The organism is uncultured Sphingomonas sp. (assembly GCF_913776855.1).
Classification (GTDB): domain Bacteria; phylum Pseudomonadota; class Alphaproteobacteria; order Sphingomonadales; family Sphingomonadaceae; genus Sphingomonas.
Window position 1 is genome coordinate 41,693 of record NZ_CAJYQD010000025.1, and the last position, 26,716, is coordinate 68,408.

Annotated in this window: 29 protein-coding genes; 20 read left to right on the top strand and 9 right to left on the bottom strand. The window is 70.5% G+C overall.

Annotated features, from left to right (window positions below; translation table 11 throughout):
• Window positions 1-6 precede the first annotated feature (6 nt).
• The 5 genes from tilS to QZ755_RS06675 all read right to left on the bottom strand — a co-directional run bounded on the left by tilS (window position 7) and on the right by QZ755_RS06675 (window position 6,590).
• Entirely contained in the window at window positions 7-1,140 is a 1,134-nt protein-coding gene (gene tilS, locus QZ755_RS06655) for a tRNA lysidine(34) synthetase TilS (protein ID WP_294321015.1), read from the bottom strand.
• A gap of 297 nt (window positions 1,141-1,437) precedes the next feature.
• Window positions 1,438-2,427, bottom strand: coding sequence for a hypothetical protein (locus QZ755_RS06660; protein WP_294321018.1), 990 nt, complete (start codon window positions 2,425-2,427; stop codon window positions 1,438-1,440).
• 65 nt (window positions 2,428-2,492) lie between these two features.
• Complete coding sequence (locus QZ755_RS06665; protein WP_294321020.1) at window positions 2,493-3,317, bottom strand: helix-turn-helix domain-containing protein; 825 nt, start codon at window positions 3,315-3,317, stop codon at window positions 2,493-2,495.
• Window positions 3,318-3,659: 342 nt separating this feature from the next.
• On the bottom strand, window positions 3,660-5,936 hold the full coding sequence (gene ptsP, locus QZ755_RS06670; RefSeq protein WP_294321025.1) for a phosphoenolpyruvate--protein phosphotransferase: 2,277 nt from the start codon (window positions 5,934-5,936) through the stop codon (window positions 3,660-3,662).
• 93 nt (window positions 5,937-6,029) lie between these two features.
• The gene (locus tag QZ755_RS06675) at window positions 6,030-6,590 is read right to left on the bottom strand and encodes a helix-turn-helix transcriptional regulator (protein WP_294321029.1); all 561 of its coding nucleotides are present in this window, start codon (window positions 6,588-6,590) and stop codon (window positions 6,030-6,032) included.
• 102 nt (window positions 6,591-6,692) lie between these two features.
• Between QZ755_RS06675 and QZ755_RS06680 the strand changes: the two genes are divergently transcribed.
• Window positions 6,693-7,145: a DUF6456 domain-containing protein gene (locus QZ755_RS06680; protein ID WP_294321032.1), complete on the top strand. Its 453-nt coding sequence runs from the start codon at window positions 6,693-6,695 to the stop codon at window positions 7,143-7,145.
• Between the two features lie 40 nt (window positions 7,146-7,185).
• Here the strand turns inward: QZ755_RS06680 and QZ755_RS06685 are convergent, their stop codons facing one another.
• A complete protein-coding gene (locus QZ755_RS06685) occupies window positions 7,186-9,648 on the bottom strand; it encodes a DUF2339 domain-containing protein (RefSeq protein WP_294321035.1) in 2,463 nt (820 codons plus the stop codon).
• Window positions 9,649-9,715: 67 nt separating this feature from the next.
• Between QZ755_RS06685 and QZ755_RS06690 the strand changes: the two genes are divergently transcribed.
• The gene (locus tag QZ755_RS06690; protein ID WP_294321039.1) at window positions 9,716-10,381 is read left to right on the top strand and encodes a glutathione S-transferase family protein; all 666 of its coding nucleotides are present in this window, start codon (window positions 9,716-9,718) and stop codon (window positions 10,379-10,381) included.
• Window positions 10,378-11,328, top strand: a complete 951-nt coding sequence (gene dapF, locus QZ755_RS06695) for a diaminopimelate epimerase (protein ID WP_294321042.1) — start codon at window positions 10,378-10,380, stop codon at window positions 11,326-11,328. Before QZ755_RS06690 ends, dapF begins: the two co-directional genes overlap by 4 nt.
• Window positions 11,329-11,492: 164 nt before the next feature.
• Here the strand turns inward: dapF and QZ755_RS06700 are convergent, their stop codons facing one another.
• Both QZ755_RS06700 and QZ755_RS06705 read right to left on the bottom strand, forming a co-directional pair.
• On the bottom strand, window positions 11,493-11,804 hold the full coding sequence (locus QZ755_RS06700; RefSeq protein WP_294321044.1) for a hypothetical protein: 312 nt from the start codon (window positions 11,802-11,804) through the stop codon (window positions 11,493-11,495).
• A complete protein-coding gene (locus QZ755_RS06705) occupies window positions 11,801-11,971 on the bottom strand; it encodes a hypothetical protein (protein WP_294321046.1) in 171 nt (56 codons plus the stop codon). The genes QZ755_RS06700 and QZ755_RS06705 overlap by 4 nt, the downstream gene beginning before the upstream one ends.
• 256 nt (window positions 11,972-12,227) lie before the next feature.
• Between QZ755_RS06705 and QZ755_RS06710 the strand changes: the two genes are divergently transcribed.
• The 3 genes from QZ755_RS06710 to QZ755_RS06720 all read left to right on the top strand — a co-directional run bounded on the left by QZ755_RS06710 (window position 12,228) and on the right by QZ755_RS06720 (window position 15,570).
• Window positions 12,228-12,716 carry a hypothetical protein gene (locus tag QZ755_RS06710; protein WP_294321048.1) on the top strand — a complete coding sequence of 163 codons (489 nt, stop codon included), beginning with the start codon at window positions 12,228-12,230 and terminating at the stop codon, window positions 12,714-12,716.
• Window positions 12,713-14,020: a terminase family protein gene (locus tag QZ755_RS06715; protein WP_294321051.1), complete on the top strand. Its 1,308-nt coding sequence runs from the start codon at window positions 12,713-12,715 to the stop codon at window positions 14,018-14,020. The genes QZ755_RS06710 and QZ755_RS06715 overlap by 4 nt, the downstream gene beginning before the upstream one ends.
• A 428-nt stretch (window positions 14,021-14,448) precedes the next feature.
• Window positions 14,449-15,570, top strand: coding sequence for a phage portal protein (locus tag QZ755_RS06720; protein ID WP_294321053.1), 1,122 nt, complete (start codon window positions 14,449-14,451; stop codon window positions 15,568-15,570).
• 111 nt (window positions 15,571-15,681) lie between these two features.
• On the opposite strand, the gene QZ755_RS06725 is transcribed toward QZ755_RS06720, so the two are convergent.
• Window positions 15,682-15,840 (bottom strand): hypothetical protein, encoded by a 159-nt coding sequence (locus tag QZ755_RS06725; protein WP_294321055.1) that lies wholly within the window; start codon window positions 15,838-15,840, stop codon window positions 15,682-15,684.
• 39 nt (window positions 15,841-15,879) lie between these two features.
• Between QZ755_RS06725 and QZ755_RS06730 the strand changes: the two genes are divergently transcribed.
• The 14 genes from QZ755_RS06730 (at window position 15,880) to QZ755_RS06800 (ending at window position 26,561) form a co-directional block, all read left to right on the top strand.
• Entirely contained in the window at window positions 15,880-16,188 is a 309-nt protein-coding gene (locus QZ755_RS06730; protein ID WP_294321058.1) for a DUF6127 family protein, read from the top strand.
• On the top strand, window positions 16,185-16,553 hold the full coding sequence (locus QZ755_RS06735; protein ID WP_294321060.1) for an HK97 family phage prohead protease: 369 nt from the start codon (window positions 16,185-16,187) through the stop codon (window positions 16,551-16,553). The genes QZ755_RS06730 and QZ755_RS06735 overlap by 4 nt, the downstream gene beginning before the upstream one ends.
• Before the next feature lie 140 nt (window positions 16,554-16,693).
• On the top strand, window positions 16,694-17,665 hold the full coding sequence (locus tag QZ755_RS06740; RefSeq protein ID WP_294321096.1) for a phage major capsid protein: 972 nt from the start codon (window positions 16,694-16,696) through the stop codon (window positions 17,663-17,665).
• An 85-nt stretch (window positions 17,666-17,750) separates the two neighbouring features.
• A complete protein-coding gene (locus QZ755_RS06745; RefSeq protein WP_294321063.1) occupies window positions 17,751-18,245 on the top strand; it encodes a hypothetical protein in 495 nt (164 codons plus the stop codon).
• A complete protein-coding gene (locus QZ755_RS06750; protein ID WP_294321066.1) occupies window positions 18,242-18,445 on the top strand; it encodes a hypothetical protein in 204 nt (67 codons plus the stop codon). Before QZ755_RS06745 ends, QZ755_RS06750 begins: the two co-directional genes overlap by 4 nt.
• The gene (locus QZ755_RS06755; protein WP_294321068.1) at window positions 18,442-18,852 is read left to right on the top strand and encodes a DUF3168 domain-containing protein; all 411 of its coding nucleotides are present in this window, start codon (window positions 18,442-18,444) and stop codon (window positions 18,850-18,852) included. Before QZ755_RS06750 ends, QZ755_RS06755 begins: the two co-directional genes overlap by 4 nt.
• A 206-nt stretch (window positions 18,853-19,058) precedes the next feature.
• Window positions 19,059-19,466, top strand: a complete 408-nt coding sequence (locus QZ755_RS06760; RefSeq protein WP_055788005.1) for a phage major tail protein, TP901-1 family — start codon at window positions 19,059-19,061, stop codon at window positions 19,464-19,466.
• The gene (locus QZ755_RS06765; protein WP_294321077.1) at window positions 19,463-19,774 is read left to right on the top strand and encodes a gene transfer agent family protein; all 312 of its coding nucleotides are present in this window, start codon (window positions 19,463-19,465) and stop codon (window positions 19,772-19,774) included. The genes QZ755_RS06760 and QZ755_RS06765 overlap by 4 nt, the downstream gene beginning before the upstream one ends.
• Window positions 19,771-19,962, top strand: coding sequence for a phage tail assembly chaperone (locus tag QZ755_RS06770; RefSeq protein WP_294321080.1), 192 nt, complete (start codon window positions 19,771-19,773; stop codon window positions 19,960-19,962). The genes QZ755_RS06765 and QZ755_RS06770 overlap by 4 nt, the downstream gene beginning before the upstream one ends.
• Entirely contained in the window at window positions 19,955-20,497 is a 543-nt protein-coding gene (locus QZ755_RS06775) for a tail tape measure protein (protein WP_294321082.1), read from the top strand. The genes QZ755_RS06770 and QZ755_RS06775 overlap by 8 nt, the downstream gene beginning before the upstream one ends.
• A gap of 3 nt (window positions 20,498-20,500) precedes the next feature.
• Entirely contained in the window at window positions 20,501-22,789 is a 2,289-nt protein-coding gene (locus QZ755_RS06780) for a DUF2460 domain-containing protein (protein ID WP_294321085.1), read from the top strand.
• On the top strand, window positions 22,786-23,568 hold the full coding sequence (locus QZ755_RS06785) for a DUF2163 domain-containing protein (protein ID WP_294321088.1): 783 nt from the start codon (window positions 22,786-22,788) through the stop codon (window positions 23,566-23,568). Before QZ755_RS06780 ends, QZ755_RS06785 begins: the two co-directional genes overlap by 4 nt.
• 363 nt (window positions 23,569-23,931) lie before the next feature.
• On the top strand, window positions 23,932-26,064 hold the full coding sequence (locus QZ755_RS06795; RefSeq protein ID WP_294321091.1) for a phage tail protein: 2,133 nt from the start codon (window positions 23,932-23,934) through the stop codon (window positions 26,062-26,064).
• Window positions 26,061-26,561, top strand: a complete 501-nt coding sequence (locus QZ755_RS06800) for a DUF2793 domain-containing protein (RefSeq protein ID WP_294321093.1) — start codon at window positions 26,061-26,063, stop codon at window positions 26,559-26,561. Before QZ755_RS06795 ends, QZ755_RS06800 begins: the two co-directional genes overlap by 4 nt.
• Window positions 26,562-26,716: the final 155 nt, after the last annotated feature.

The following is a 26,716-nucleotide window of genomic DNA, read 5'->3' on the forward strand; positions in this document are numbered from 1 at the left end:
CGTCGATCAGTCTGATCGGCGCGGTGGAGCGGGGCGGAAGTGCCAGATTCCGGCCCTTGCCGATGCCAGAACACCGGCTTGCGTGGCTTTTTTGCCCGACTCGAGCGCGTCCAGCAGCGATTCGATGTTGGTGGCGCCGGAGAAGGGGCCTTCGGTGATGCCGTCGGCGAGGCGGACGTCGCCGATCGCGCAACGGGCGAGTCGGCGGCGCAGTTCGCGCGGCAGGTCGGTCACGTCGATGCGGTGTTCGCCGGCTTCGGCGTCGAGGCGGCGGGTGCGCCATAGCCAGTCGATCGTTTCGGCGAACGCAGCGTCGACCTCGCGGCAATGCGCGGCGCTGGCGGCGAGGGCGAGCGGGTCGATCTGCCCGGCGGCCAGCAGCGCGCGAGCGTGGGTCCGATCGTGGCGCGGGTCGCTATTGGACGGGTCGTCGACGAACGGCAGGTCGGCGGCGAGCGTGCGGAGGTCGGCGCGGCGCCAGGTAAGGAGCGGGCGGATGATGGGGAGGCTTTGCGCCATGCGGGCGCCGTGTCCCCGCGCAGGCGGGGAGCCAGGGTCGCCTGTCGCTACGGTCGCGTCCTGTTGCCCTAGACCCCCGCCTGCGCGGGGGTACGGTTCCTTTGAGAGTGTCGCGACTGCCCATCGATCGGCAAAAAACTCCCAGCGCGGCCGGATGCCGGCAAGGCCCGCCGGGCCGGACGCGCGGGCGGCGCGCATCAGGAAGGTTTCGGCCTGGTCGTCGGCATGGTGCGCGGTGGCAAGGGCGGATGAGTCGGCGGCCAGTGCCCAGTCGGCGAGCAGGGCGTACCGGGCATGGCGTGCCTGCGCCTGGATGCTGGCGCCGGCGGGTGGCTTTTCGGGCCATAACGTCGCGTGGCGGATGGCGTGGGTGTGGCACCAGTCGGCGACCATCAGGGCCTCGTCCACCGATGCCGCGCGCAGGCGATGGTCGACGGTGGCAGCGATCACGTTGCCGGGGAAGGCGGCGGCGGCGAGCGCCAGCAGTGCCATCGAGTCGGGACCGCCGGAGACAGCGATCGCCAGCGGACGATCGGGGGTCGGTGCGGGGGCGAGTGCGGTAAGGTCGCGGGTGAAGCGGGTGAGGGTTTCGGGGGGTAGGGTCAGATTGGATGCCGGCATCGGTTCGGTTCCCCTATTTCCTCCCCCGTTTGCTTCGAGCGCAGGTTCGAGCCTGTCGAGAACCGAAGTCGAGAAGGGGTTGCCCCGAACGCAGCGTTCTCGACAAGCTCGAAGCTGCTCGAACCGAACGGTTAGGGTGAGGAGTAGAGTATGAGTACTCCCGTTAGTCCTGAGTAGCTGCCGAGCCTTTCGAAGCAGCGTATCGAAGGACCGCCAAAAGTGCTTCGATACAGGTCTTCGACTACGCTCAGCCCTTACTCAGCACGAACGGAGAGGAGGTAAATTCCCCCCCCCCCCTCACGCCGCGCACTTGTTCGCCGTCCGTCCCTTCGCCACGTCCGCCTTCATCGAACCCGATATCTTGTCGCCATAGACGTCGGTCAGCTCGCCATAGACGTCGCAGGCTTCCTTGGTCTTCTTCAGCTTGGTCAGTGCGTCCGCCAGATAGAACAGGCTGTCGGCGGCGCGTTCGCCGTCGGGCATGTTCTTGTAGTTGTCGTAGAATTCGCGGGACGCAAGGCTAGGCTTGCCGTCGTCGAGATAGGACCGGCCGATCAGGTTCTGGGCATAGCTGGCGCGGCGGTGTTTCGGGTATTTGGCGACGACCGGGCGCAGCGCGGCGATGGCTTCGGGGTAGAGTTTCGCGCTCCACAGGCGGAAGCCGTAGAGATAGCCATCTTCCGCCGCGTCGCCGGACGACGGTTTTTCGATCGCGGCGATGCGCGCCGCGCGGGCCGGGTCGCTGGTCGTGGCAGGGGCGTTGACGACGGGCGGGCGGACGGTGGTGCCGCCCAGCGTCCCGCCGCCATTGCCGGGACCGCGCGTCGGCGCCGGGCCGGTGTCGGTCGAGGTGTCGCCGGCTGCAGCGACCGCGCCGGGCGTGGCGGGGGCGATGGCCGGGGCGCCGGCGGATTCCAGCGTCTTCAGCCGCCCGTCGGTCGCGGTCTTGTACGCTTCGAAGGCCGATTCGAGCTGCCGCAGCTTGTACTGGGCCTGTTCGAGCTGGCCGGTCAGTGCCTGCTGCTGCGATTCGAGGGCATCGACGCGCGAGGTCAGCGTGGCGAGCGGGCCGCTCGACGGGCTGCCGGGAATGTCGACCGGCTGGGTCGGAGCGGTGATCTGCGGCTCGACCTGGTTGGGGGCGCCGCCCGGAAAGACCTTGCGCTGCACGGCGCGCATCTCACGCTCCAGCTTGTTGACGCGGGGTTCGATCTGGCTGGTGGTCTGGGCCGTAGCGGGCCATGCGGCGAGCAGGGCGAGAAGCGGCAGGGCTTTGAAATGGCGCATGAAAACTCCCCCCGGAGCAGGTTGGACGGGCCGCTGGAAACTAGACAGGCGAGCTGTCGCCACGCTTAACCGGCGGGCGACGGCGTGGGCGTGGGGCTGGCCGAGCCGCGGTTGCGCAGGGCCTCTGCGCTGACCCCCACGGTGATCGGGCGTTCGGCGGTGCCGAGCGGCGGCACGTTCGACCCGTTGACGGTGACGGTCAGCAGGTCGGGGCGCCCGGTGCGGATCTGCGGGTTCTTCGCGGTCATCGGCACGTCGTAGCGGTCGCCCTCCTTCATCTCCTTGTTCACCAGCGTGCCGGTGTCGTCGAAGATGCGGACCCAGGTGGTGCCGGTCGCGGTCAGCGTCACCTGACCCCCGCCCGCCGGAACCGGCGGGGCGACGGGCGCGGTGTTGCCGTTCGCGGGCGTCGGCGTGGGCGGCAACATGCCGAGATCGCCGGCGACGGTCGCGGCGGGCGCGGTCACCGGCTCGTCGCTGCGGAACAGCGAGGTGCCGAAATACAGTCCGACGCCCAGCAGCAGCACGATCGCGATCGCGGCGGCGATGACGACGACGCTGGGTGAGGGACCGCGCCGCATGTCGATCGGTTCGAGGTCCTGCAGCGGTTCGGGCCGCTGGTAGTTGGTCGCGAGTTCGGCGCGCAGGGCGCGCGCGACCTCCGTCTCGTCCACGCCGACCGCGCGGGCATAGGCGCGGCCGAAGCCCATCGCATAGGTGATCGAGGGGAGCGCCTGAAACTTGCCGTCCTCGACCGCTTCGAGGTGGCGCAGCGGAATTCGCGTGCGCTGCGCGACGTCCGACAGGGACAGGCCCTGCGCCTCGCGTGCCGAACGCAGCATCATGCCCGCCGTGCGTGGCGCGCCCGTGGTGCTGTCGCCGTCCATCATCACTACCCTTCCAACCCGCTGATCGTCCGCCCCCGGTCCACGCGCGGTTTCGGCCAGCGCAGGGCGACTGTCAACGCGGAAGCGGGGGGATGGCGGGGAATTGGGGTCGTTCCACCGAAGGGGCGGGGTTCGGGGCGTTGCCCCTCCACCGCTCGCTGGCGCGAGCGGCCCCCCTTCCCATCGGGGATGGGGAGAATTTTTAGCAAGCTCCTCCCCGCTCGCGGGGAGGGGGGCCGCCGCGAAGCGGAGGTGGAGGGGGATCGCCCCGCAACGCAACCGTGCCGTATGCCGGCACCTCCCTCCACCATGCTGTGCATGGTCCCCCTCCCCGTTCCGGGGGGATTAGCTTAGTTCTACGCCGTTCTCGCGCGCCCAGTCCTCCAGCGCGGGACGCAGCGTCCGGCTGGGGGTGGCGAGCAGGCGGTCGATCTCCGCCATCGCCGCCTGCCGGTCGAGCGAGCGGATCATCGCCTTGACCGGGCCGACCGCCGCAGGGGTGATCGACAGCCGGTCGATGCCGAGCGCGATCAGCGCCATGGCTTCCAAGGGCCGCCCGCCCATCTCGCCGCAGACCGCCACCGGCTTGCCGGCATCGTGTGCGGCTTTCGTCACCCGGCGCAGGAAGCGCAGGATCGCGGGGCTGAGCCAGTCGTAGCGCATCGCCAGGCGCGGGTCGGCGCGGTCGGCGGCGAACAGGAACTGGGTCAGGTCGTTGGTGCCGATCGACAGGAAGTCGAGTTGCGGCCACAGGAAATCGAGCACATCGGCCAGCGCCGGCACCTCCAGCATCGCGCCATAGCGGATGTCGGCCGGCAACGGCTTGCCCCGCCCGCGCAGCCAGTCGCGCTGCGCCTCGAACAGGGCGCGCGCTTCCTCGAACTCCCAAGGCTCTGAAACCATGGGGAACATGACGTTCAGGGTGCGGCCGTCGGCGGCTTCGATCAGGGCGCGGGCCTGCGCCTTCATCAGGCCTTCGCGGCCGAGCGCCAGGCGCAGCGCGCGCCAGCCCATTGCCGGGTTCTCTTCGTCATGCCCCTCGGCATGGTCGAGATAGGGCAGCGCCTTGTCCCCGCCAATGTCGACGGTGCGGAACACGACCGGGCGATCGCCGGCCACGTCCAGCACGTCGCGGTACAGCCGTTGCTGGCGTTCGCGTTGCGGCAGGGTCGCCGACACGAGGAACTGGAAGTCGGTGCGGAACAGCCCGATGCCGTCGGCGCCGGTCAGGTCGAGCGCGGCCACGTCGTCGCGCAGGCCGGCATTGACCATCATCGTGATGCGGTGGCCGTCCTTCGTGACCGGCGGCTCGCCCTTCATCGCGGCAAAGGCGGCGCGGCGTTTCTGCGTCAGCACCAGCTTCGATTCGAACGCCTCTTCCATCGCCGGGGTCGGACGGATGACCAGCAGGTCCTCGACCGAGTTCAGCAACAGCCGGTCGCCCTCCGCGATCAGGCGGCGGACATCGCGGACGCGGCCCAGCACAGGCACGCCCATCGCGCGGGCGACGATGACGACATGCGCGGTCAGCGACCCTTCCTCCAGCACCACCCCCTTCAGGCGGCGGCGGTCATATTCGAGCAGTTCCGCCGGACCCAGGTTGCGCGCGATCAGGATGGTGTCCTGCCGGAGGCCCAGCTGCGCGGCGGTGCCGAGCTGCCCCGACACGATGCGCAGCAACCGGTTGGACAGGTCCTCAAGGTCGTGCATCCGGTCGGCGAGCAACGGGTCCTTGATCTCGCGCATCCGCATCCGGGTGCGCTGCTGCACGCGTTCGATCGCGGCCTCGGCGGTCAGGCCGCTGTCGATCGCCTCGTTGATCCGCCGTGCCCAGCCTTCGTCATAGGCGAACATCTTGTAGGTCGCCAAAACCTCGTCATGTTCGCCGCCGACGCCGAATTCGGCCTGGTTCGACATGCGTTCGATCTGGTCGCGCATCTTGTCGAACGCGGCATAGACGCGGTGGCGCTCCGCCTCGACATCCTCCGCCACGGTGTGTTCGATGACGATGCGCGGCTGATGAAAGACGGCGACGCCCGCGCCCATCCCCTCGACCAGCTTGAAGCCGGGCACGCGCACCGCGCCGGTCGCCTGCGGCCGGATCGAGGTGCCGCCGGTCGCATCGATCAGGTCGGCATTGGCGATCAGTTCGGACAGCACCATCGCGACGGTCTGCAGCGCCTCGATCTCGACATCGGCATAGCGGCGCGGATCGGCGTGCTGCACGGTCAGTACCCCCACCGCGCGTTCGCGGCGGATGATCGGGACCCCGGCAAAGCTGTGATATTTGTCCTCGCCCGTTTCCGGTCGATAGGCGAAGTCGGGATGGGTCGCGGCTTCGGCGAGGTTCAGCGTTTCGATATTGGCGACGATCGTGCCGACCAGCCCCTCGTTCGGCGCGAATTTGGTGACATGCACCGCTTCCTGCGCCAGCCCCACGGTGGCGAAGAGTTCGAGCAGCCCTTCGCGCAGCAGGTAGATCGAGCAGACCTCGCTATCGAGGGCCTCGGCGATGATGCGGACGACCGAATTGAGCTTCGCCTGCGCCGGACTTCGCGACGCCATCACGTCGTGAAGGTTCGTCAGGATTTCGCGGGCGGAGGCGGTGGCCGAGACGGGCATGGGAGAGGGCTAACACGGGAAGGAGGGGGCGTCACGACGCTTTAGGGTGACGTCGGGGAAAGTTGGGGTTTGCGGGCGGGGGTACGGTGTGAATCAGAGATTGCGCACCAGCCGTTCGGCCACCGCGATCCACGCGCAGCGCAAGGGCACCGGGCTGGCGCCGAGCATTGCCGGCAGGATCGATACCATGTCGCCGTCGAACGCCAGCAGCCGGCCGAAGGCGAAGCGGCCGGCCGGCGCCGGGGCCAGCACGTCGCGGTGGAGCGCGGCGATATAGTCGGCGGGGGCGAGGCGGCGGCACCACACCATGTCGCCCGCACGATAGTCGCCGGTGGTCGCCTGCACGATCATCGCGACCAGATCACCCTCGCTGCGCGGCGGGGTGACGCTCATCGCGCGGCGCGGGGCGGTCGCGCCCGACCCGTCGAGGATCGCGGCGACGGGCAGGTCGGGGCGTTCGGGCAGGCGGACCAGATCGGCGGCATCGACCGCCAGCGCATGGGCAATGCGGTTGAGCCAGCCTACCGACACGGTCCGGGTGCCGGTTTCAAGGCGGCCGATGGTTTGCGCGGTGGTCGGCGGCACGCAGCGGATCGCGACCTCCTCCAACGTCAGGCCGCGCGCGCGGCGGACTTCGCGGATGGCGGTGATCATGGGGCATCGTCCTTTGCGCGCAAACCAAATCGGTACAAACGCTTTCCTACAAAGGTGCCGTCATGGCAACCCCGCCGGCGAATCGAGCGATGGAGGCGGGGTTTGCGCGAACTGGTGGAGCGGCGGCTGGTCGAGGGGCAGGTACGCGACGAGCCGGGCGGCCGGCGGGTGCAGGTGAACCTGCGCGAATCGCCGCTCGACTGGCTGCGGTCGCGGTCGCTGGTCGACGCGCGGCAATATGAAGCGGGCGAGCGGCTGCGCGGCGATTATGAACGCGCGGCGCTGGGGCCGCGGGTGACGATGCGCTGGGACGGGGCGCCGCGCGGGGGTATCGGGATCCCAAGCGATCCGTCGGGCGGACAGGTCGCGGCGAAGGCGCGGTTCGATGCGGCGGTGACGGCGGTCGGGCCGGGGCTGTCGGATATCTTGTGGCGGACGGTGTGCGCGAACGAAGGGCTGCCGGCGGCGGAAAAGGCGCTGGGCTGGCCGGCGCGGGCCGGGCGGCTGGTGCTTACGCTGGCGCTCGATCGGCTGGCGGCGCATTATGGTTTTTAGAGAAGACGGCACCGGCCCCCTCCCCCGCCCCGCCACCCAATCAGGAAACAGGCGTGGGTGGCGGGGTGGGGGCGGGGGCCGGTGCCGCCACGACAACGAACCGCCGATACGCCCAGCCGATGCCGATCAACGCGCCGCCCAGCGCCATGAACGACAGGATGCGCAGCACGCCTTCCAGCGCGGCGGCGTCGATCAGGAAGACCTTCAGCGTGGTGAGCGTCAGCAGCGTCAGGCCGAAGCGACGCAGATCGGCGCTGCCCGTTGCGATACCGCGCCACAGCCACAGGATCGCGAGCGCGAGCATCGCCGCCGAATAGCCGCCATTTTCGGCAAGGCCGATCGGCCCCGTGAGCAGCGTGCCGTGCGCGATCTGGCGGATGGTGGCGAGCGTCGCGGCGAGGGTGAGCAGCGCGGCGATCAGGCTGCGGCGCGGCAGGTCGGAGAGGCGCCAGATCAGCGCGGCGGCAAAGCCGAGATGCAACGTCGCGGCGTTGAGCAGCGGGAGCGGCCCGACCGCCTGCGCGATCCAGACCGGGTTGAGCCCGAGCAGGTCGTACCAGGCGAGCCGTGCCAGCCCGAGGGTGAGGAACGCGGTGGCGAGCCGACGATGCCGCCCCCACAGCACGGCACCGATCAGCAGCGCGAGATCGGTCAGCAGCGCTCGTTCGATGAACCCGTTGGCCTGGAAGGCGGGCAGGGTGGCGATGGCTAAGGGTTGCTTCAGCAGGACATAGCCGCCCAGCACGCTCAGGCCGATCTGCAACGGCAGGATCAGCCGGCGGGCCGGGCCGAACAGGGTCGGCGCGCGCCATGCCGCGCCGAGGACCGCGATGCCAGGCAAGAGGATCAGCGTGGCGGCGTCGATCGCGCTCGGCAGATAGGCATAGGGGAAGACGTCGAAGCCGAGCGACTTGCCGAGCGCGGTCAGCATCTGCGCGATCGGTTCGGCGGCGGCGATCAACAGCAACAGCCATGGCAGGATCGCCAGCCGCCCGATCGCCTGCCGGTCGAAGCGCAGCGCGGCGACCAGCACGCCGCCGGCTGCCAACGGGGCAAGGGCAAGCCATGTCGTGGGCAGGAGCATGGCGAACAGGATGCCGATGGCGAGCGCAACGGTGGCGATCCCGCCGACCAGTCCGACATCGCCCTGGTCGCTCCTGTCGCGATGCCGCCATGCCAGCGCGGCTCCGGCCAGTGCGAGCAGCAGCCACAGCACCGGGCGGGCGATCCACGGTGTGCAGAGCTGCGTGACGAGCAGCGGCCCGATGCTGCCGATCAGCGCAAGCCATGCCCAGCCGGTGCCGCGCCGCGACAGGGCGGCCCCGGTCCCGGCGAAGATCAGCATCGCGACGGGCACCATGGCCTCGGTCGCGTTGCCGTCGTCCTGTACCATTCCCGCGCCGGTGAGGATCGTGACGAGGAGCGCGGCGGCGAGGGCCGCGGGGAGCAGCGTCGCGTCGCGCCATGCGAGGAACAGCGCGGCGGCGGAAAGGGTGAGGTAGAAGCTCCACGCCAGCCATGAAAAGTCGAGCATCGGGGCCAGCGCCAGCATCTGCACCAGCGCGACAAGCAGCGGCGCGGCACGCAGCCATGGCCGGGCAATGACGGCGCGGGGAAGCGCGAGGCTGCCGCCGATCGCAAGCGCGATCAGGAACGCGGCAATACCGCCAAGGCTGTCCGGCGGGACCAGGGCAATCAGCAGGGCGACCCAGCCGAACGCCGCGAGCAGCGCCGACAGCGCGAGCCATGCCCAGCCCCGCAGGATCGCCAGCGCCAGCAACGCGGCGACGAACAGGCCGAGATAGACGAGCAGCGCGCCGATCCCGGCGGCGTCATAGCCCGCGACCAGGGGTGCTGCGAACCCGCCGACCAGCGCCATGATGGCGGTCGGTGGGCCATGGCGCAGCGCCAGGAACAGGCCGAGCGCGGTCACGGCCAGCATGATCGCGAACCCGGTCGCCGGGCCGATCAGGTGATAGAGCGCGGCGGCGAGATAAAGCGTGGCATAGGCCGAGGCGATGCCGGCGCCGGCCAGCACCTGTGCGATGCGGGGATCGTCACGGGTGGCGGGGATGCGGCGTGCGGCCTCGCTGCCGATCAGCAGGGCGATCGCGAACAAGGCGGCGAGCGCGGTGCGGATCGCGGGGGTCAGCCATCCCGCCTCGATCGACAGGCGGACGAGGAAGATACCGCCGACCACCAGCGCCAGCCCGCCGATCCATACCGGCAACCGGCTGCCGATCAGCGTTTCGAAGTCGGCGGCCGGGCGCGTCGGGCGAGGGAGGGGAATGCGTCGCTCTCGCGGGGCATCGGCTCGCGGGGCATCGGAAGGCGCAGTCGCGGCGGCGGCCGGCCGGGACGCGACGGGCGCGGGGGCCGGCACCGGTGGCGATGCCGGCTCGACCGGGCGCGGTCCCCGCCGTTCCAGCGCGTCGACACGCCGCTGCAACTGGACCAGCAGGACCGTCTGCGCGATCACGGCGAGGAGGAGGACTATCGTCACGATAGCGGATTGTGGCACAGCCGACCGGCCGGTGTCGCCCCTTTCGCGCGCGCCGGGGGGAGATCGCATGTCGATACAGCTATTTGGTTCGACCATTTCGCCGTTCGTCCGCAAGGTCGCGGTGTTCGCCGAGGAAAAGGGGATCGCGTTCGACCTGGTCCCGGCCGCGCCCGGCGATACCTCGCCGGCATTCCGCGCGATCAGTCCGTTCGGGCAGATCCCGGCGATGGTCGATGGCGATTTCTCATTGGCCGATTCGAGCGCGATCGTGACCTATCTCGAGACGAAACATCCCGATCCGGCGCTGATTCCGGCAGAGGCGCAGGCGCGCGGGCGGACGATCTGGTTCGACGAGCTGGCGGACACGGTGGTGTTCGCGGCAGGAAGGGCCATGCTCTTCAACCGGGTGGTCGGGCCATTGTTTCGGGGTGGTGCGGGCGATGCCGCGGCGGCGGATGCGGCGGAGCGCGACCAGTGGCCGGCGATCCTCACCTATGTGAACGCGGAAATCGGCGATCGGGACTTTCTGGTCGGGAACACGCTGACGCTGGCCGATATCGCGATCGCCAGCGCATTCGCCAGTACGCTGCACGCCTGTGCGCCGGTCGATGCGGCAGTGTATCCGAACCTGGCGCGCTATCTGGACGCGATGCTGGCACGGCCGGCCTTTGCTACCCGTGTGGCGGGTGAGCGCGCGTTTATCGCGCGGGCGCGGGAAAGGGTTTTGAAATGAAACTTTCTTTCGTGAAATGCCATGGGTCGGGGAATGATTTTCCGCTGGTCGATGCGCGGGCGATCGACCTGGACGATGCGGCGTGGGCGCGGGTCGCGCGGGCGCTGGCGGATCGGTCGGGCGATGTCGGCGGGGACGGGCTGTTGCTGCTAACCGGTTCGCATAAAAGCAATATTTTCGGGATGCGGATGTTCAATCCCGATGGGTCGGAGGCGGAGACGTGCCTGAACGGCCTCCGCTGTACCGCGCGGCTGGGGTTCGAGGTGACCGACACCAGCGAGGGCCAAGTGCGGTTGAAGACCAGCGTCGCGCAAGCGCGGATGGTCGCGCCGATCGCGCACGGCGTCGCCACGATCGAGACGAAGGTCGGGCCGGTGTCGCTTAGCCCCGGCGATGTCGGGTTGACCATCGGCGACGCACCGTTCGTCGAGGCGGTCATTCCCGGACTGCCGAGCGCGCGGCGCTTCACCGCGGTGGCGATGCCCAACCCGCATCTGGTGGCGTTCGTGGAGGCAGTGGACGAGGGCGAGCTGGTCCGGCTGGGCGACTGGTGCGAGGGTGGGCCGGCGCTGATCCCGACGCGCGCCAATGTCAGCTTCGTCGAGCTGCGCGAGGCGGATCATGCACCCGCGCTGTTCGTGCGGACCTATGAACGCGGCGTCGGGCTGACCAACAGCTGCGGCAGCGCGATGGCGGCGTCGACCCATGCGGCGGCGCGGACGGGGCGGATCGGCTGGGGTGTCGAGACGCGCGTCTTCAATCGTGGCGGCATGGTGCGGGCAAAGGCCGATGCCGATGGCGTGGTGACCATCGCCGGCAACGCGACGTTCGAATGGGACGGCGAGATCGAGGTCGATCCGGCGACCGGGGTCGCGGGCGCGCTCAGGATCGTCGGGCGGCGCGACGGGGAAGTCGCGGCGTGGGAGGCGATGCTGGCGGGGTTGTGACTTTTTCCCTGCCGTCCCGTTTGCTTCGAGCGCAGGTTCGAGCTTGTCGAGAACCGTAGTCGAGACGGGGGTGCCCCAAGCGGGTGGGTTCTCGACGGGCGGTTCTCGACAAGCTCGAACCTGCTCGAACTGAACGGGTTTGGAATAAGGTTGGGGACGCGGGGCTACCTCTCCCGCGCGACCATCGCCGCCTCGACCAGCGTCAGTCCTTCTGGACTGGCGATCGCCAGGTCGAGCGGGCGGCCGCCGAGGCTTTCGTCGTGGGCGTTGAGGAACGCCATGGCCGCGTCGCGTTCGCCGAAATGGCGGAAGGCGCTGGTCGCGACCTGGCCCTGGCGGGTCGCCTGTTCCGGGGTGAGGCGGACGGTCGTGTATTTGCGGCGGAACTTCATCGCGCCGGGACGCTGCGCCGGTTCGGCAGCGGTCGTAGCAGGCGCGTCGACCAGGCCGGGCGCGGGATCGGCGACGGCGGTCATGCCGCCACCATCCGGCCCGAGGCGCCGAGCAGGTCGCGCAACGCCGCGATCCGGCGTTCATAGCCGCGCGCCATCCCCCCATGCGCATGGGCGGCCTCGACCGATGTGGCATGGGCGGCGCGCATCAGCGAAACCTGATGGCGGTGGAGAAGATCGTTGAGGTCCATGGTTTGACGCTCCCGACAGCGTAAGCGGAAGCGCGTGCGTCTCCCGGTCGCTGGCGCCTACGGACCATCTGCCAACGATGCATCCTATGTGGGGATGCGGGGGGCGATCCGCCATGGCTGTGGAGAAACGAACCAAATGGGAACATTTGGGTTGACAGCGCAACGCTCTTATGGCACAAAACAGGAACATCGGGAAGTGTGGGGTTCGGGGCCGGGCGGAAACGTCGTCGGCCCCGACGTGCGTCTGGGGGTGGGCATGAGCAAGGAAGAGGTGCTGGCGACGGGCGCCAATCGCCCGGTGCAGAAACAGCGCATCGCGCAAGGATGGACGCCGAGCCGACGTGAACAGTTTCTCGATCATGTCGCCGCCACCTGCAACGTGCGGGCGGCGACCGAAGCGGTCGGGCTGTCGCAGGCCAGCGTCTATGCGCTCAGGCGACGCGATCCCGCCTTTGCCGAGCAATGGCGCATGGCGTTGCTGGCCGGGTATGACCGGCTGGAAGAAATGCTGCTGGCCAAGGCGATCGCAGTGCTGGACGAGGTTGCGGTCGGCGATCCGGATCAGGTCGTGACGGGGGCGATCAGCGTCGAGCAGGCGATCAAGCTGCTCGACCGGCATCGTGCCGTGGTGAAGCCGGGTACCGGTCGTCGCGAGGCGCAACTGCGCGCGACGCAGGCCGAAACCGACGCGATGCTGATCGCCCGGATCAAGGCGATGCGCGGCAAGCAGGAGCGCCGGGTATGAGCGGCGTCGATCCGCTGGTCGCGGCGATGGCCGAATTGAATGACGCGCAGCTCGAACGGTTTCTGCTGAAGGTCACGCCGCATCGGCGGCGCGAGCTGGCAACGCGGTTCAAACTATGGGCGCATGACGGACAGACGATCGCCGACCAGGATTGGACAGTGTGGCTGATCCAGGCGGGGCGCGGGTTCGGCAAGACGCGCGCCGGATCGGAATGGGTGTGCGCGCAGGCGGCCGAGCGGCGCGACCTGCGCATCGCGCTGGTCGGGGCGACGCGGCGCGATGTCGAAAGCGTGATGGTGCGCGGCCCCGCCGGCCTGCTGGCGATCGGGCGGCATTACGGGCCGGTCGCATGGCGTCCGTCGCGCGGCGTGGTCGAGTTCGGATCGGGGGCCGAGGCGCATGTCTATGCCGCCGAAAGCCCGGAGGGACTGCGCGGGCCGGAGCATCATGTCGCGTGGTGTGACGAGCTGGCCAAATGGCGCAATGCCGATGCGACGTGGGACAATCTGATGATGGGGATGCGGATGGGCGAGCGGCCGCAGACGCTGGTCACGACCACGCCGCGCGTCATTCCGCTGCTGCGCCGCATCCGCGCGATGGAGGGCGTGCGGATCAGCGGCGGGCGGTCGCGCGACAATCGCCATCTGTCGGAGAGCTGGTTCGCGCAGATCGAGGGGGCCTATGCCGGCACGCGGCTGGGGCGGCAGGAGCTGGACGGCGAGCTGATCGAGGATGTCGCGGGCGCCTTGTGGGAGCGGGCGGTGATCGAGGCGCGGCGGGTGGACAAGGTACCCGCGCTGGTGCGCGTGGTGGTTGGGGTCGATCCACCCGCCGGGATCGGCGGCGATGCGTGCGGCATCGTCGCGGTCGGCAAGGGCGCGGACGGGTTCGCCTATGTGCTGGAGGATGCGAGCGTTTCGGGGTTGTCGCCCGAGGGCTGGGCAGCAGCGGTCGCAGCGTGTGCGGCACGGCATGGTGCCGATCGGGTGGTGGCGGAGGCGAACCAGGGCGGGGCGATGGTCGCGAGCGTGCTGCGCGCGGCGGATGCCGCTCTGCCGGTGCGGCTGGTCCATGCGTCGCGCGGCAAGGTCGCGCGGGCGGAGCCGGTGGCGGCGCTCTATACGAGTGCGCGGGCGTTCCATGTCGGCGCGTTTCCCGCGCTGGAGGACGAACTGTGCGGGCTGGTCACCGGCGGCGGGTATGAGGGGCCGGGGCGGTCGCCGGATCGGGCCGATGCGCTGGTGTGGGCGATGTTCGAGCTGATGCTGGGGAGCAAGGGGGAGGCGGTGGTGCGGGTGTTGTGAGGCTTCGCTTTCTTACCGGCTGGGTTCTCGACGAGGATCGGGTCGGTTGTCCCCCGGACAATCCTGAACCATGCGGGGCATGGTTCACCCGATCCTCTTCTCGACAGGCTCGAAGCTGCTCGAACTGAACGGGGTGGGTGGGGTTGGGGGCGATTACCCTTCCATCCACCTGCCTCCATTTCTTCCCCTCCCGTTCGCTTCGAGCGCAGGTTCGAGCTTGTCGAGAACCGTAGTCGAGAGGGGGGTTCCGCGAGCGCGCGGTTTCGATCGTAGAAGAAGAAGCGGGACCCCGGATCAAGTCCGGGGTGACGGTGGGGCGGACGGCGGTGTTCATGGCCCTGGCCCCCCGCCTTCGCGGGGGTACGTCCACCTTCGTCGCAAGGCCGTCACAACATAACCGGGCACGGCCCGATAGCAGGAGAACACGCATGAAATGGTTCGGACGCAGGTCCGGGCGCGATGGGGCGCGTCCGGTGTTGGCGCGGGGTGGCGCGACCCTGTGGAGGGAAGGCAGCGGGCCGGCGGCGGGGGATTGGGCGCAAGGCTATGAGGCGCAGCTGCGCGAGGCGTATCTGGGCAATCCGATCGCGCAGCGCGCGGTCAGGATCGTGGCGGAGGGGCTGGCGTCGTTGCCGCTGAAAGGCGATCGCCAAGCCGTGGCGCTGGTCGAGGCGCGATCGGCCGGGCAGGATCTGCTGGAGAGCGTGGGCGCGCAGCTGTTGCTGCACGGCAATGCCTATGTCCAGATCATCGACGATGGCGCGGGCGGGATCGGCGAGCTGTATGCGCTGCGCCCCGAGCGGGTGACGGTCGAGGCGGATGCCGGCGGGTGGCCGGTCGCCTATCGCTATCGGGTCGGCGAGCGGGTGCTGCGGATCGTGGCGGAGGGCGAGGGCGGGCGGCCGGGGCTGATCCACCTGCGCGGCTTTCATCCACTGGACGATCATTACGGGCTGGGGTGTCTCGGCGTGGCGGCGGGGGCGGTGGCGATCCACAACCAGGCGGCGCGGTGGAACAAGGCGCTGCTCGACAATGCGGCGCGGCCTTCCGGAGCGCTGGTGCATGATCCGGGCGATGGCGGCGTGCTGTCGGGCGAACAGTTCGACCGGCTGCGCGCGCAGATGGACGATGCCTTTTCGGGCGCGGCCAATGCCGGGCGGCCGATGCTGCTCGACGGCGGCCTGAAATGGCAGGCGATGAGCCTAACCCCGGCGGACATGGATTTCGTGGGGCTGAAAGGCCAGGCGGCGCGCGAGATCGCGCTGGCGTTCGGGGTGCCGCCGATGCTGCTGGGGCTGCCGGGCGACAATACCTTTGCCAATTACCGCGAGGCGAACCGGGCGCTGTGGCGGCAGACGATCGTGCCGCTGGGCCGGCGGGTGCTGGGCGCGATCGGGCAGGGGATCGACGCGTGGCTGGGGACGGGCGCGCTGGAGGTCGAGGTCGAGGCGATCCCGGCCTTGAGCGACGAGCGCGACCAGTTGTGGGCGCGGGTCGCGGGGGCGGATTTCCTGACGCCCGAGGAGAAGCGGGGGTTGGTGGGGATGTAATTCCCGCCACGGGCGTCATCCCAGCGAAGGCTGGGATCTCCTGGTGGGGTTCGGTCTGCTTGCCGCGAGAGACCCCAGCCTGCGCTGGGGTGACGCCCGTGGCTATGGGGATCAGTGCTGTGGCTCGGCCGGCGTGCAGACCAGCGTCGTGCGGTCGAACGTGCCGCCGGCGTCGAGGCAGCGTTTCCCCTTCAGGAACGGCAGCGCGAAGGTGAAGGCGAGAAGCGCCGCGGCGAAGGCGGCGGCGATGATGCGGAGGCGCGGTCTCACGCAAGTGGGGCTAGCGCGGCGACAGGCGGGAGACAAGACATGGGCGAACCGGGGCTGCTGGCGCAGCTGATGGGGCAGGCGGCGGAGGACGGCGCCGACCTGCAGACGCTGCGCGCGATTGCGGAGGAGGCGGGCGAGCTGGGTGCTGCGCGGGCGATGGCGCGGATCGGGCTGTCGGATGCGGCGGCGGCAGGCGACGTGCAGGAGCTGCGCGAGCTGTTGAAGGCGTGGCGCGATGCCAAGCGGTCGGCGGTGCGCGCGGCCTTTGCATGGGTGATGCGGATGGCGTTCGCGCTGCTGCTGGTGGGGATCGCGGTCAAGACCGGGTGGCCTGAGTGGGCGCGGTGAGGTTCGCGGGATATGCCGCGATCTTCGGCCGGGCGGACCGGGGTGGCGATGTCGTGCTGCCCGGCGCGCTGGTGGCGGCGGGGACGGTGCCGTTGCTGTGGCAGCATCGGGGCGACCCGATCGGGACGGTCGAGTGGCTGGGCGAGGATGCGCGGGGGCTGCGCGTGATCGGGCGGATCGATGGCGGAGAGGCGGCGCGGCTGGTGCGGGCAGGGGCGGTCGACGGGCTGTCGTTCGGATACCGGGCGCGCGCCGTGCGGCAGGGGGCGTGGCGGACGATCGCCGCCGCCGAGCTGATCGAGGTGAGCGTGGTCGCGCAGCCGATGCAGGTGCTGGCGCGCATCCATGCGGTCGAGGACGGGTGAGCGGCCGCTCGATCCGACAATTTTTCCAACGGGGGTGTCGCTATGCACGCGGCGCCCCTTTTTTCATGGGGACGACGAGTATGACGATCGAGACGCTGGCGGGGAGCTTTTCGGGTGTGGCGGCAGGGGCGAGCCGGCCGATGCTGAGTGCGAATGTGCAGGGCGGCGGCTTCGGCGCGTTCGTGCGGCAAGGGTTGACGGTCGAGACGAAGGCGGTGGCGGGGACCAGCGACGCAGGCGGCGGCTATGCCGTTCCGCGCGAGATCGATGCGATGATCGGCGCGACGCTGAAGACCGCCAGCCCGATCCGCGCCATCGCGCAGGTGGTGAGCGTGGGGTCGGCGGGCTATCGCAAGCTGGTGACGAGCGGTGCCACGCCGTCGGGCTGGGCGAGCGAGGCGGGTGCGCGGCCGGAGACGGCGACGCCGACCTTCAACGAGATCGCCCCGCCGATGGGCGAGCTGTACGCCAATCCGGCGGCGAGCCAGGCGATGCTGGACGATGCCGCGTTCGACGTGGAGGTCTGGCTGGCCGACGAGATCGCCAGCGAGTTCGCGCGGGCCGAGGGACAGGCGTTCGTCGCGGGCAGCGGGGTCGGGCGGCCGCGCGGGTTCCTGAGCTATCCCACCGCCGCGACCGGCGATGCGGCACGGGCGTTCGGGACGCTGCAGCACCTGCCGTCCGGCGCGGCGGCGGATTTCGGGAGCGATCCCGAGAACCGGCTGATCGACCTGGTGCATAGCCTGCGCGGCAGTTACCGGCAGGGCGCGTGCTGGGTGATGAATGCGCAGACGGCGGCGCGCATCCGCAAGTTCAAGACGGCGGACGGCGCGTTCCTGTGGACGCCGGGGCTGGCCGAGGGGCAGGCAAACACGCTGCTCGGCTATCCGGTGGTCGAGGCGGAGGACATGCCCGACATCGCAGCGGGCACCCTGCCCATCGCGTTCGGCAACTTCAAGGCGGGGTATCTGATCGCCGAGCGGGCCGAGACGCAGATCCTGCGCGATCCCTATTCGAACAAGCCGTTCGTCCATTTCTACGCCACCAAGCGCGTCGGGGGTGCGGTGATGAATTCGGAGGCGATCAAGCTGCTGAAGGTAGGCGCGGCGTAACGCGACGGCGCCGGCCCGTTCCTTAAGGCAGGGAGCGGGCCGGTGCCGCCCTTCCGCCGTGAGGCGGCAAACCCAGGAGAAACACATGACCACAGCGCCCTTTCCGGCGGCGGTGATCGCGGGGGTGCGCGTGGCGGCGCGCGACCATCTGCGGATCACCGGCACCGCCGAGGACATGGTGATCGACCGGCTGGCGGAAAGCGCGCTGGCGCTGGCCGAGGCCTATACCGGCAGCGCGATCGTCGCGCGGCCGCACGAGGCGATGATGGCGGCGGCGAGCGAATGGCGGCCGTTGCCGGTCGCGCCGGTGACGTCGATCATCACCGCCCCGCCGGTCGCAGCGATCGATATCGATGCGGCGGGCACCGGATGGGTGCGGATGGCGGCGGCGGGACCGGTGCGCTTCGTCGCGGGGCTGGCGGGCGAGTGGAACGCGGTGCCGCCGCCGGTGGCGCAGGGGATCGTGCTGCTGGTCGCGCATCTGTTCGACGCGCGCACGGCATCGGCGGCGCCGCCGGCGGCGGTAGGGGCGCTGTGGCGGCCGTGGCGGCGGATGCGGCTGGCGGAGGCGCGGCGGTGATCGCGGCGCTGAAGCGGGCCGAGGCGATCGGGGAGCGCCGGGCGGACGCGGCGCGCGCGCGGGTGGTCGCGGCGGTCGAGGGCGTGCCGGGGGTGGCGGCGGAGGTCGTCGGCGACGGCGTTGTGCTGTTGGGGCGGGGCCTTGTACGGCGGACGGTCAGCGATCCCCGGCTGCACGATGTGGCGGGGTGGGGGCGATGATCGCGGGAACTTTGCTGCAGGCGATGCTGGTCGCGCGGCTGCGGGCCGTGCTGACGACCGCGAGCGTGTTCGATGCGCCGCCGGTGCGGGCTGCGCGGCCCTATGTCGTGGTCGATACGCCGGTGCTGACCGACTGGGGCACCAAGGATGTCGCCGGGCGCGAGGGGCGGGTGGTCGTACAACTGTTCGATGGCGGTGAGGTGCCGGAACGGTTGCGCGGGCTGGCGGCGGCGGCGGAGACGGCGGTGCTGTCGGCGCCGCCCGCGCTGAACGGGTGGCGGGTGGTGAGCCTGTCGTTCGTGCGCAGCCGGGTGCTGCGCGAAGGCGATGGCTGGGTCGGGGCGATCGAGTTTCGGGTGCGGATGCTGGCGGGGTTAGGGGGCGGCCCAACCGTCATTCCCGCGTAGGCGGGAATCCATTCGCTCGGCGGTTGCGCATCTTTCTTCAGCGTCGGTGGCAATGGATTCCCGCCTGCGCGGGAATGACGATGGAAATCATGGCCCTTCGCCAGGGTACGCGTGGGGGAAGGGTAGCGCTTGTGGCCCTGGATCCCCGCCTGCGCGGGGATACGGCCGGGGCTGGCGGCGCGCTTCATCAAATCACGAGAAGTTCGATGGCGGCGGAGAAGGGTAGTGCGTTCCTGTTGAAGATCGGGAACGGGGCGGTGCCGGTGGCCTATGCGACGGTCGCGGGGCTGCGCACGACGCAGCTGAGCGTCAATGGCGAGGCGGTGGCGATCACCAGCAAGGATTCGGGCGGGTGGCGCGAATTGCTGTCGGGGGCCGGCGTGCGGTCGGTCAGCGTCAGCGGCGCGGGCGTGTTTACCGGGTCGGCGGCGGAGGTGCGGCTGCGCGGCAATGCGCTGTCGGGGGTGATCGACGACTATCGGCTGAGCTTCGAGAGCGGGGAGACGATGACCGGGCGGTTCCTGGTCACGCGGCTGGACTATGCCGGCGATTATAATGGCGAGCGCAATTACACGCTGGCGCTGGAATCGTCCGGCCCGGTGGTGTCGGCATGAGCGCGCCCGCCAATCCGGCGCGCGGCGAGGCGAGCGTTCGCGTTAACGGCGAGACGCTGGTGCTGCGGCCGAGTTTCGCCGCGCTGGTCGCGGCGGAGGGGGAGGTGGGATCGCTGTTCGCTTTGGTCGAGCGGGCGGCGGCGGGGCGGCTGAGCCTCAGCGAGCTGGTCGCGTTGCTGTGGCATTGCCTGCGTGACCCGGCGCCGATGGGGCGCGACGCCTTTGCCGAGGGGGTGACGGCGGGCGGGCTGGCGGCGGCGACCCCGGCGCTGAAAGTGCTGATCGCGCAGATCCTGGGCGGGCGGTGACGTTCGCCGAGGCTGCCCGGCGGATGGCGGGACTGGCGGGGGTGGCGTTCGGCTGGGGGCCGGACGCCTTCTGGTCCGCGACGCCGGCCGAGCTGGCGGCGCTGGTCCAGGCGATGCGGGGCGATGCGCCCGACCCCTGCGACCGGATCACGATCGACCGATTGAAGGAGCGTTTTCCCGATGGATGAGGAAATCGAACGGCTGGTCGTGCGCGTGCGCGCCGATACCGCCGGGTTCGCGCAGGATGTGGTGACGATGCAGGCCAGCCTCGACGGGCCGTTCGCCGGCGGGATCGACCGGGCGGGGCGGGCGGTGGAAACGACGCTGGCGCGCGCGATCCGTACCGGCAAGCTGGGCTTCGACGACCTGCGCGATACCGCGCTGAAGGTGCTGGGCGAGATTGCGGCGGCGGCGGTGGTCGGGGCGGTGCGACCGGGCGGGGGCGGCGGGCTGATCGGGCTGCTGGGGCAGTTGATCGGCGGGGCGCCGGGGCGGGCCACGGGCGGCCCGGTCAGTCCGGCGCGGCCTTACTGGGTCGGCGAGCGCGGGCCGGAATTGTTCGTGCCGACCAGCAGCGGACAGGTGGTCGCGGCGCAAGGCGGCGCGCGCGAGGTGCGGGTGGCGATCACGGTGAACGCGGGTGGTGGCGATGGTCCCCGCGCGCTGCAACAGTCGAGCCGGCAGGTCGCGCGGGCGGTGCGTGCCGCGCTGATGGAGGCTTGAGCGATGGGATATTGGCTGGCGGAGGCGCGCACGGTGCAGGAGGCGGGTATGCTGACGCGGTTCGATCCTGCCTATTGGACGGTCGATTTTCCGCGTCCGATGATGGCGTCGGTGGTGACGACCGGCGCGGATGCGCTGCGGGTGACATGCGTGTTTTACCGGCAGGACGATCTGGCGGGGCTGATCTGGGCATCGGAGGATGTCCATGACCATCCGTTGCTGCGCTATGATACGGTGCGCGATTATCGCGACTGTACCCTGCGGTTTCGCTGGCGGTCCGGCGGCATCCGGCCGCTGGATGCGCGGCATGGGCCGGTGCTGACGATCGAGGGGCGCGATGCGGCGGGCGTAACGCGTGCTTGGTATGTGCGGCTGTGGAACTACGCGACCGGCACGCCCGAGGATGCCGAGATCGTCATCGATTTTGCCAGCGTTATCGGCGGGTACAAGCTGCCCGACGACGCGGTGCCGGTCTGGGCGGGCGATGTCGACCGGATGTTCGTGTCGCTGGTGCCGCCGGACTATGCCGAGGGCGGCGGGCTGCTGGCGGAGCCGGTCGAGGGGTGGGCGGAACTGTCGGCGATACGCTGCGACGGGCCGGGGTCGGTGCTGAGCGTCGGCGATGTGGTGGTGCCGGAGCACGGCCTGCGCATCGCGAGCGGCTATGACGACAGCTATCACCTGACGCCCGAACGGTTGCTGCATAATGCGCTGCGGCTGGGGTATCGCGGCGCCCTCGTCCATTATGTCGGAATGAGCCATTATTTCCGGCTGGAGCGGTCGGGGGACGGGCTGTTCGTGTCGCTGGCGGGCGGGGTGCTGAATGTGGCCTGTGCGGCGTGGCATCGCGACTTCGCGGCGCGCGCCGGGGCGCTCGGCTATGATGTGATCTGGTCGCTCAGCTACGAAGTGTTCGACGCGCATTGCTGGGGCGACTGGAAACAGCGGGCGGCGGATGGTTCGCCGGCGCTCACCGGATGGGTGCCGCCGTCGACCCTGTTGTCGCCGGCACATGCAGGGGCGATGGCCTATCTGCAGGCGGTGGCGCGGGCGTTCGTCGGGATCGGGCGGCAGGCGGGTGGGCGCGGGCGGTTCCAGGTCGGGGAGCCGTGGTGGTGGGTGACGATGGATCATCGCATCTGCCTGTACGACGATGCGGCGCGGGTGGCGTTGGGGGGCGATCCACCGGTGATCGACGATGTGCGGGGGGCACTGGACGGGCCGAGGCGGGCGTTGCTCGACCGGGCGGGGGCGTTGCTCGCGGCATCGACGGCGGCACTGGTCGCGGCGGCGCGGGAGGCGGGGGCGGAGGCGGCGTTGCTGCTCGCCTATCTGCCGACGATCCTGAATGCGGACAGTCCCGAAGTGACGCGCGCGAACCTGCCGGTTGGCTGGGCACGGCCGGCATTCGATGTGTTGCAGCTGGAGGATTATGACTGGGCGGCGACCGGCAATGTCGGCGCGACGGCGCGGGGCGTAGCGGCGGCGGGCGAACGGCTCGGCTATCCGGTGCAGGAGCAGCATTATTTCTCGGGCTTCGTGTTGCGACCCGAGGACCGGGCGCAGTGGCGGGCGATTGCCGATGCGGCGGATGTCGCGATGGCGCGCGGCGTGGCGGACACCTTCGTCTGGGCGCTGCCGCAGGTGCTGCGCGACGGGTTCACCTATTTTCAGGAGGAGGGCGCGATGGAGGCGTTCGATGACGTGCGCTTTCCGCTGGCGCTGGGCGCGGAAGCCGAAGTGATGCCGGAGACGTCGACCGCGATCGCGGTGGCGGCCGGAGGGCAGGAGGCGCGCAATGTCGACTGGGCGGAACCACGCACCCGATACGATGTCGGGCCGGGGGTGCGGTCGCAGGCGGATGTGGCGCTGCTGCTCGATTTCTTTCGCGCAAGGCTGGGGCCGGCGCGGGCGTTCCGGTTGCAGGACCCGTTCGATCATTCGACCGCGGCGGTGCCGGGGTTTGGCGACGTGGTGATCGGGACCGGCGACGGGGTGACGACGCGGTTCGCGCTGGTGAAGCGGTACGGGGCGATGGTGCGGCGGATCACGCGGCCGGTGGCAGGCAGCGTGCGCGTCGGTGTCGGCGGGGTCGAGACGCAGGGCTTTGGCGTCGGCGCGGGCGGCGTAGTGCTGCTGGACGTGGCGCCGGGCAGGGGCGTGGCGGTGACGGCGGGGTTCGCCTTCGATGTGCCGGTGCGTTTTGCCGAGGACCGGTTGCAGGTGGCGCGCGCGACCCACGGGGCGGGCGTCGCGGCCAGCGTGCCGCTGATCGAGGTACGCGAGGCATGAGCGCGGTGTCGACGCTGGCGTTGTGCTGGCGGATCGAGCGGCGCGACGGGGTGACGATCGGCCTGACCGCGCATGATCGCGATCTGGTGGTGGAGGGGCTGACCTATCGCGCGGCGCCGGGGATGACGCCCTCCGCCATCGTGCGCGACGATACGCTGGAGGCGCCGGCGATGACCGTCGAGGGGGCGCTGAGCCATGCGGCGATCCGGGAAAGCGACCTGCTGGCCGGGCGCTATGACGGGGCGCGGGTGGCGGTGTTCGCCGTGGATTGGGAGCGGCCGGGGGTGCCGGTGCCGGTGGCGGGCGGGCGGATCGGCGCGGTCGAGATGGGTCATGGGCGCTTTGCCGCCGAACTGCTGGGCGGGGAGGTGCGGCTGGAGGCACCGGTGGTCGAGGCGACCTCGCCCGGATGCCGCGCGACGCTGGGCGACCGGCGGTGCCGGGTGGCGATGCGCGGGCGACGACGGGTGGTGCGGGTGCGGGCGCAGAATGGCGAGCGGCTGGTGCTGGCGGCGGGGGCGGCGTTCGCGCGGGGGCGGCTGCGCTGGATCGGGGGGGCGAATGGCGCCCTGTCGGCGTTCGTCGTCGCGGCGGATGCGGACGGCGTGACGCTGGAGGCCGCGCCCGCCTTCGACGGCGCGGGGGCGCTGGTGGAGCTGAGCGAGGGATGTGACGGGACGCTTGGCACCTGTCGCGACCGGTTCGGCAATGTCGCGAATTTTCGGGGGGAGCCGCATCTGCCGGGGATCGACCTGCTGACCCGCTATCCGGGCGGATGAGCGCGGTCGGGCGCGGGCGCAGCGTGGTGGGATGCCGGTTCCGGCGGCAGGGGCGCTCACCGGACGAAGGGTTCGATTGCGTCGGGCTGGTCGGCTGGGCGCATGGGGTCGCGGTGCCGGCGGACTATCCGCCACGCAGCGGCGATGTGGCGCGGGCGGTGGCGGTGCTGGCGCAGCATTTCCGTCCCGTGGCGCAGGCCGCAGCGGGCGATGTGCTGCTGATGACGAGCGGTCCGGGCCAGCTGCACCTCGCGCTCGCGACCGGGGACGGCGTGATCCATGCCGATGCGGTGACGCGGGCGGTGGTCGAACGGCCGGGGCCACCACCGTGGCCGGTGAACGGCATCTGGCGAAAAGGGGAGGATGGCGATGGCGACGATGGTGTTGACGACGCTGGGCGGCGCCGTGGCGGGGCCGGCGGGAGCGGCGCTGGGGCGGGTGGCGGGCGCGATGGTCGACGGGGCGATCTTCGGCGGTCCGGCACGGCAGGGGCCACGGTTGCGCGAACTGCAGGTGCAGCTCTCCAGCTATGGTGCGCAGATTTCGAAGCTGTTCGGGACGATGCGCGTGGCGGGTACGGTGATCTGGGCGACCGACCTGCGCGAGGCGGCGGCGACCAGCGGCAAGGGCGCGGGGCGGACGACGCGGTATAGTTATACCGCATCGTTCGCGGTCGCGCTGTCGGGCCGGCCGATCCGGGGCATCCGCCGCATCTGGGCCGAGGGCAAGCTGCTGCGGGGGGCGGCGGGCGACTGGAAGACCCGGACTGGCGGCTTTCGCTGGTATCCCGGCGACGAGGCGCAGGCGCCCGATCCGCTGATCGCGAGCCTGGTCGGGATCGGCAACGCCCCGGCGCATCGCGGCATCGCCTATGCCGTGTTCGAGGACCTGGCGCTGGCCGATTTCGGCAATCGCGTTCCCTCGCTGACCTTCGAGGTGGAGGCCGATGCCGCCCCGATGGCGGTCGGGACGATCGTCGAGGCGCTGGGCGGCGGCGCGATCCGGAGCGGAGCGGTGGGACCGGTGCTGGCGGGCTATGCCGCCAGTGGCGAGCGGGTGCGCGATGCGGTGGAGGCGATCGTCGCGCCGCTGGGCGGATGGTATGCAACGGACGGCGATGGCACGCGGCTGCGGATCGGCGCAGGCCCTGCGCGGCCGCTGCCCGATGCGGTGCTGCCGATCGAGGCGCCGGCATGGCGTCGGCCGCCGGGTGCGCCGGTCGATGTCGCCGTCGCCTATCACGATATCGCGCGTGATTATCAGGCGGGAGTGCAGCAGCTGCTGCGCCCCGGTGGCACGGGCAGGGTGGTGCGCATCGAGTTGCCCGCCGCGATGAATGCCGCGACGGCGGCGGGCATCGCGGCCGATAGCGCGGTGCGGGAAAGCGCGGCGCGCGACGTGCGGACGATCGCGTTCGACTGGCGAGCGATCGACGTCGCGCCGGGTGACCGGGTGAGGCTGTCGGACGAAGCAGGACTATGGCGGGTGCGGCGCAGCCGGATCGAAGCGATGCGGATCACGCTGGAGCTGGTGCGGATCGCGGGTACGGGACAGGCGGCGCCGCCGGCGACGGGAACGCCGCAACTGGCCGCGGATGTCGTCGCGGGGCGAACGGCGCTGCGGCTGGTCGAGCTGCCGGGCGACGATGCGGGCGCGGTGCCATGGGTCGGCGTGGTCGCCGCCGGCACGGGCGCGGGCTGGCGCCGGGCCACGCTGTCGATCGGGAGCGATGCGGGAGGGTGGCGCGAGATGGGCGAAACCGCCGCCCCCGGCGCGTTCGGGACGGTGAACGTGCCCCCTGCGCCAAGCAGCGCACTGGTCGAGGATCGGGCATCGGCGATCGAGGTCGTGCTGCTGCACGACGCGATGATGCTGGAGAGCGTCGATGCGGCGGCGATGGATCGCGGCGGCAATGCGGCGCTGGTCGGCGGAGAGATCGTGCAGTTCGGATCGGCGGTGCGGATCGGCACGGCGCGCTGGCGATTGTCGCGGCTGTGGCGGGGGCGGCGCGGCACCGAGGCGGCGATGGCCGCGCACCAGCCTGGCGAGACCTTCGTTCTGCTTGACCCGGCGACTCTGCGACGGATCGACGACGTGGCGGCGGGAATGCCGGTCGGCGTGATGGCGGCGGGCATCGGCGATGACGATGCCGCGACCGCGACGATCACGCCGACGGGGCGCTGGCTGGTGCCGCCGGCCCCGGTGCAGCTGTCGATGACGCGTGACGGGCAAGGTTTGCTGCTGCGCTGGAATCGTCGGGCGCGCGGGTTCGCCCCGTGGCGCGACGGCGTCGACATGCCGCTGGTCGAGGAACGCGAGGCGTATCACCTGACCGTGATCGATGCGGCCGGCGCGGAACGGTCGATCGAGCTGGCCGAGCCGCAATGGCGTCCGGTCGAGGGGGGCGGCGCGATGACGATCGCGGTGCGCCAGAAAGGCACCAACGGCCTGTCGCCCCCTGCAACCCTGTCCTATTCCCCGGAGACGTCGCGATGACCGAGTTGACCGACCGCCTTGCCCTGCCGCTGTTGCACGTTGCGCAGTCGCACAAGGAAATGGTGCATAACGAAGCGCTTATGCTGATCGACCTGCTGTTGCACGGATGCGTCGACGGCGTGGCGCAGGACGTGCCGCCGGCCGCGGCGACGGTCGGGCAATGCTGGATCGTCGGCGCCGCACCGATCGGCGACTGGGCCGGACAGGCCGACCGGATCGCGGGGATGACCGAGGGCGGATGGCGATTCGTCGTCCCGCGCGAAGGAATGCGGCTATGGTGGTCCGCAGGCGAAACGACCGCCGAGTTCCGCGGCGGTCGATGGCATCAGGGCGAAGTTTGCGCGCGACGGATCCTGATCGACAGCATACCGGTCGTGGGCGCACAGCAGCCGGCCATTGCTGCGCCAAGCGGCGGCACCACGCGCGACGACGAGGCGCGATCGGCCATTACGGCGATCCTGTCGGCGTTGCGGAGGCACGGGCTGATTGCCGACTGAAAACCGTGTCTTTCCTGCAACAGCGCAGAATTTGTGCGCTTGCGTGGAAACTAACGCTTCGGTACTTGGTTTGCGCTGTCCGTAGGACAACTGTGAAAGGGGACTAGAATGCGGAAGCTTGCCGTCACTTTGGCGCTCGCGACCACTGCGCTCGC

Bases quoted from the DNA above. Each gene is read 5' to 3' on its own strand.
- tilS (WP_294321015.1), bottom strand. From the start codon at position 1,140: ATGCCGGCATCCAATCTGACCCTACCCCCCGAAACCCTCACCCGCTTC.
- QZ755_RS06660 (WP_294321018.1), bottom strand. From the start codon at position 2,427: ATGCGCCATTTCAAAGCCCTGCCGCTTCTCGCCCTGCTCGCCGCATGG.
- QZ755_RS06665 (WP_294321020.1), bottom strand. From the start codon at position 3,317: ATGATGGACGGCGACAGCACCACGGGCGCGCCACGCACGGCGGGCATG.
- ptsP (WP_294321025.1), bottom strand. From the start codon at position 5,936: ATGCCCGTCTCGGCCACCGCCTCCGCCCGCGAAATCCTGACGAACCTT.
- QZ755_RS06675 (WP_294321029.1), bottom strand. From the start codon at position 6,590: ATGATCACCGCCATCCGCGAAGTCCGCCGCGCGCGCGGCCTGACGTTG.
- QZ755_RS06690 (WP_294321039.1), top strand. From the start codon at position 9,716: ATGTCGATACAGCTATTTGGTTCGACCATTTCGCCGTTCGTCCGCAAG.
- dapF (WP_294321042.1), top strand. From the start codon at position 10,378: ATGAAACTTTCTTTCGTGAAATGCCATGGGTCGGGGAATGATTTTCCG.
- QZ755_RS06700 (WP_294321044.1), bottom strand. From the start codon at position 11,804: ATGACCGCCGTCGCCGATCCCGCGCCCGGCCTGGTCGACGCGCCTGCT.
- QZ755_RS06705 (WP_294321046.1), bottom strand. From the start codon at position 11,971: ATGGACCTCAACGATCTTCTCCACCGCCATCAGGTTTCGCTGATGCGC.
- QZ755_RS06710 (WP_294321048.1), top strand. From the start codon at position 12,228: ATGAGCAAGGAAGAGGTGCTGGCGACGGGCGCCAATCGCCCGGTGCAG.
- QZ755_RS06715 (WP_294321051.1), top strand. From the start codon at position 12,713: ATGAGCGGCGTCGATCCGCTGGTCGCGGCGATGGCCGAATTGAATGAC.
- QZ755_RS06720 (WP_294321053.1), top strand. From the start codon at position 14,449: ATGAAATGGTTCGGACGCAGGTCCGGGCGCGATGGGGCGCGTCCGGTG.
- QZ755_RS06730 (WP_294321058.1), top strand. From the start codon at position 15,880: ATGGGCGAACCGGGGCTGCTGGCGCAGCTGATGGGGCAGGCGGCGGAG.
- QZ755_RS06740 (WP_294321096.1), top strand. From the start codon at position 16,694: ATGCTGAGTGCGAATGTGCAGGGCGGCGGCTTCGGCGCGTTCGTGCGG.
- QZ755_RS06745 (WP_294321063.1), top strand. From the start codon at position 17,751: ATGACCACAGCGCCCTTTCCGGCGGCGGTGATCGCGGGGGTGCGCGTG.
- QZ755_RS06755 (WP_294321068.1), top strand. From the start codon at position 18,442: ATGATCGCGGGAACTTTGCTGCAGGCGATGCTGGTCGCGCGGCTGCGG.
- QZ755_RS06760 (WP_055788005.1), top strand. From the start codon at position 19,059: ATGGCGGCGGAGAAGGGTAGTGCGTTCCTGTTGAAGATCGGGAACGGG.
- QZ755_RS06765 (WP_294321077.1), top strand. From the start codon at position 19,463: ATGAGCGCGCCCGCCAATCCGGCGCGCGGCGAGGCGAGCGTTCGCGTT.
- QZ755_RS06775 (WP_294321082.1), top strand. From the start codon at position 19,955: ATGGATGAGGAAATCGAACGGCTGGTCGTGCGCGTGCGCGCCGATACC.
- QZ755_RS06780 (WP_294321085.1), top strand. From the start codon at position 20,501: ATGGGATATTGGCTGGCGGAGGCGCGCACGGTGCAGGAGGCGGGTATG.
- QZ755_RS06785 (WP_294321088.1), top strand. From the start codon at position 22,786: ATGAGCGCGGTGTCGACGCTGGCGTTGTGCTGGCGGATCGAGCGGCGC.
- QZ755_RS06795 (WP_294321091.1), top strand. From the start codon at position 23,932: ATGGCGATGGCGACGATGGTGTTGACGACGCTGGGCGGCGCCGTGGCG.
- QZ755_RS06800 (WP_294321093.1), top strand. From the start codon at position 26,061: ATGACCGAGTTGACCGACCGCCTTGCCCTGCCGCTGTTGCACGTTGCG.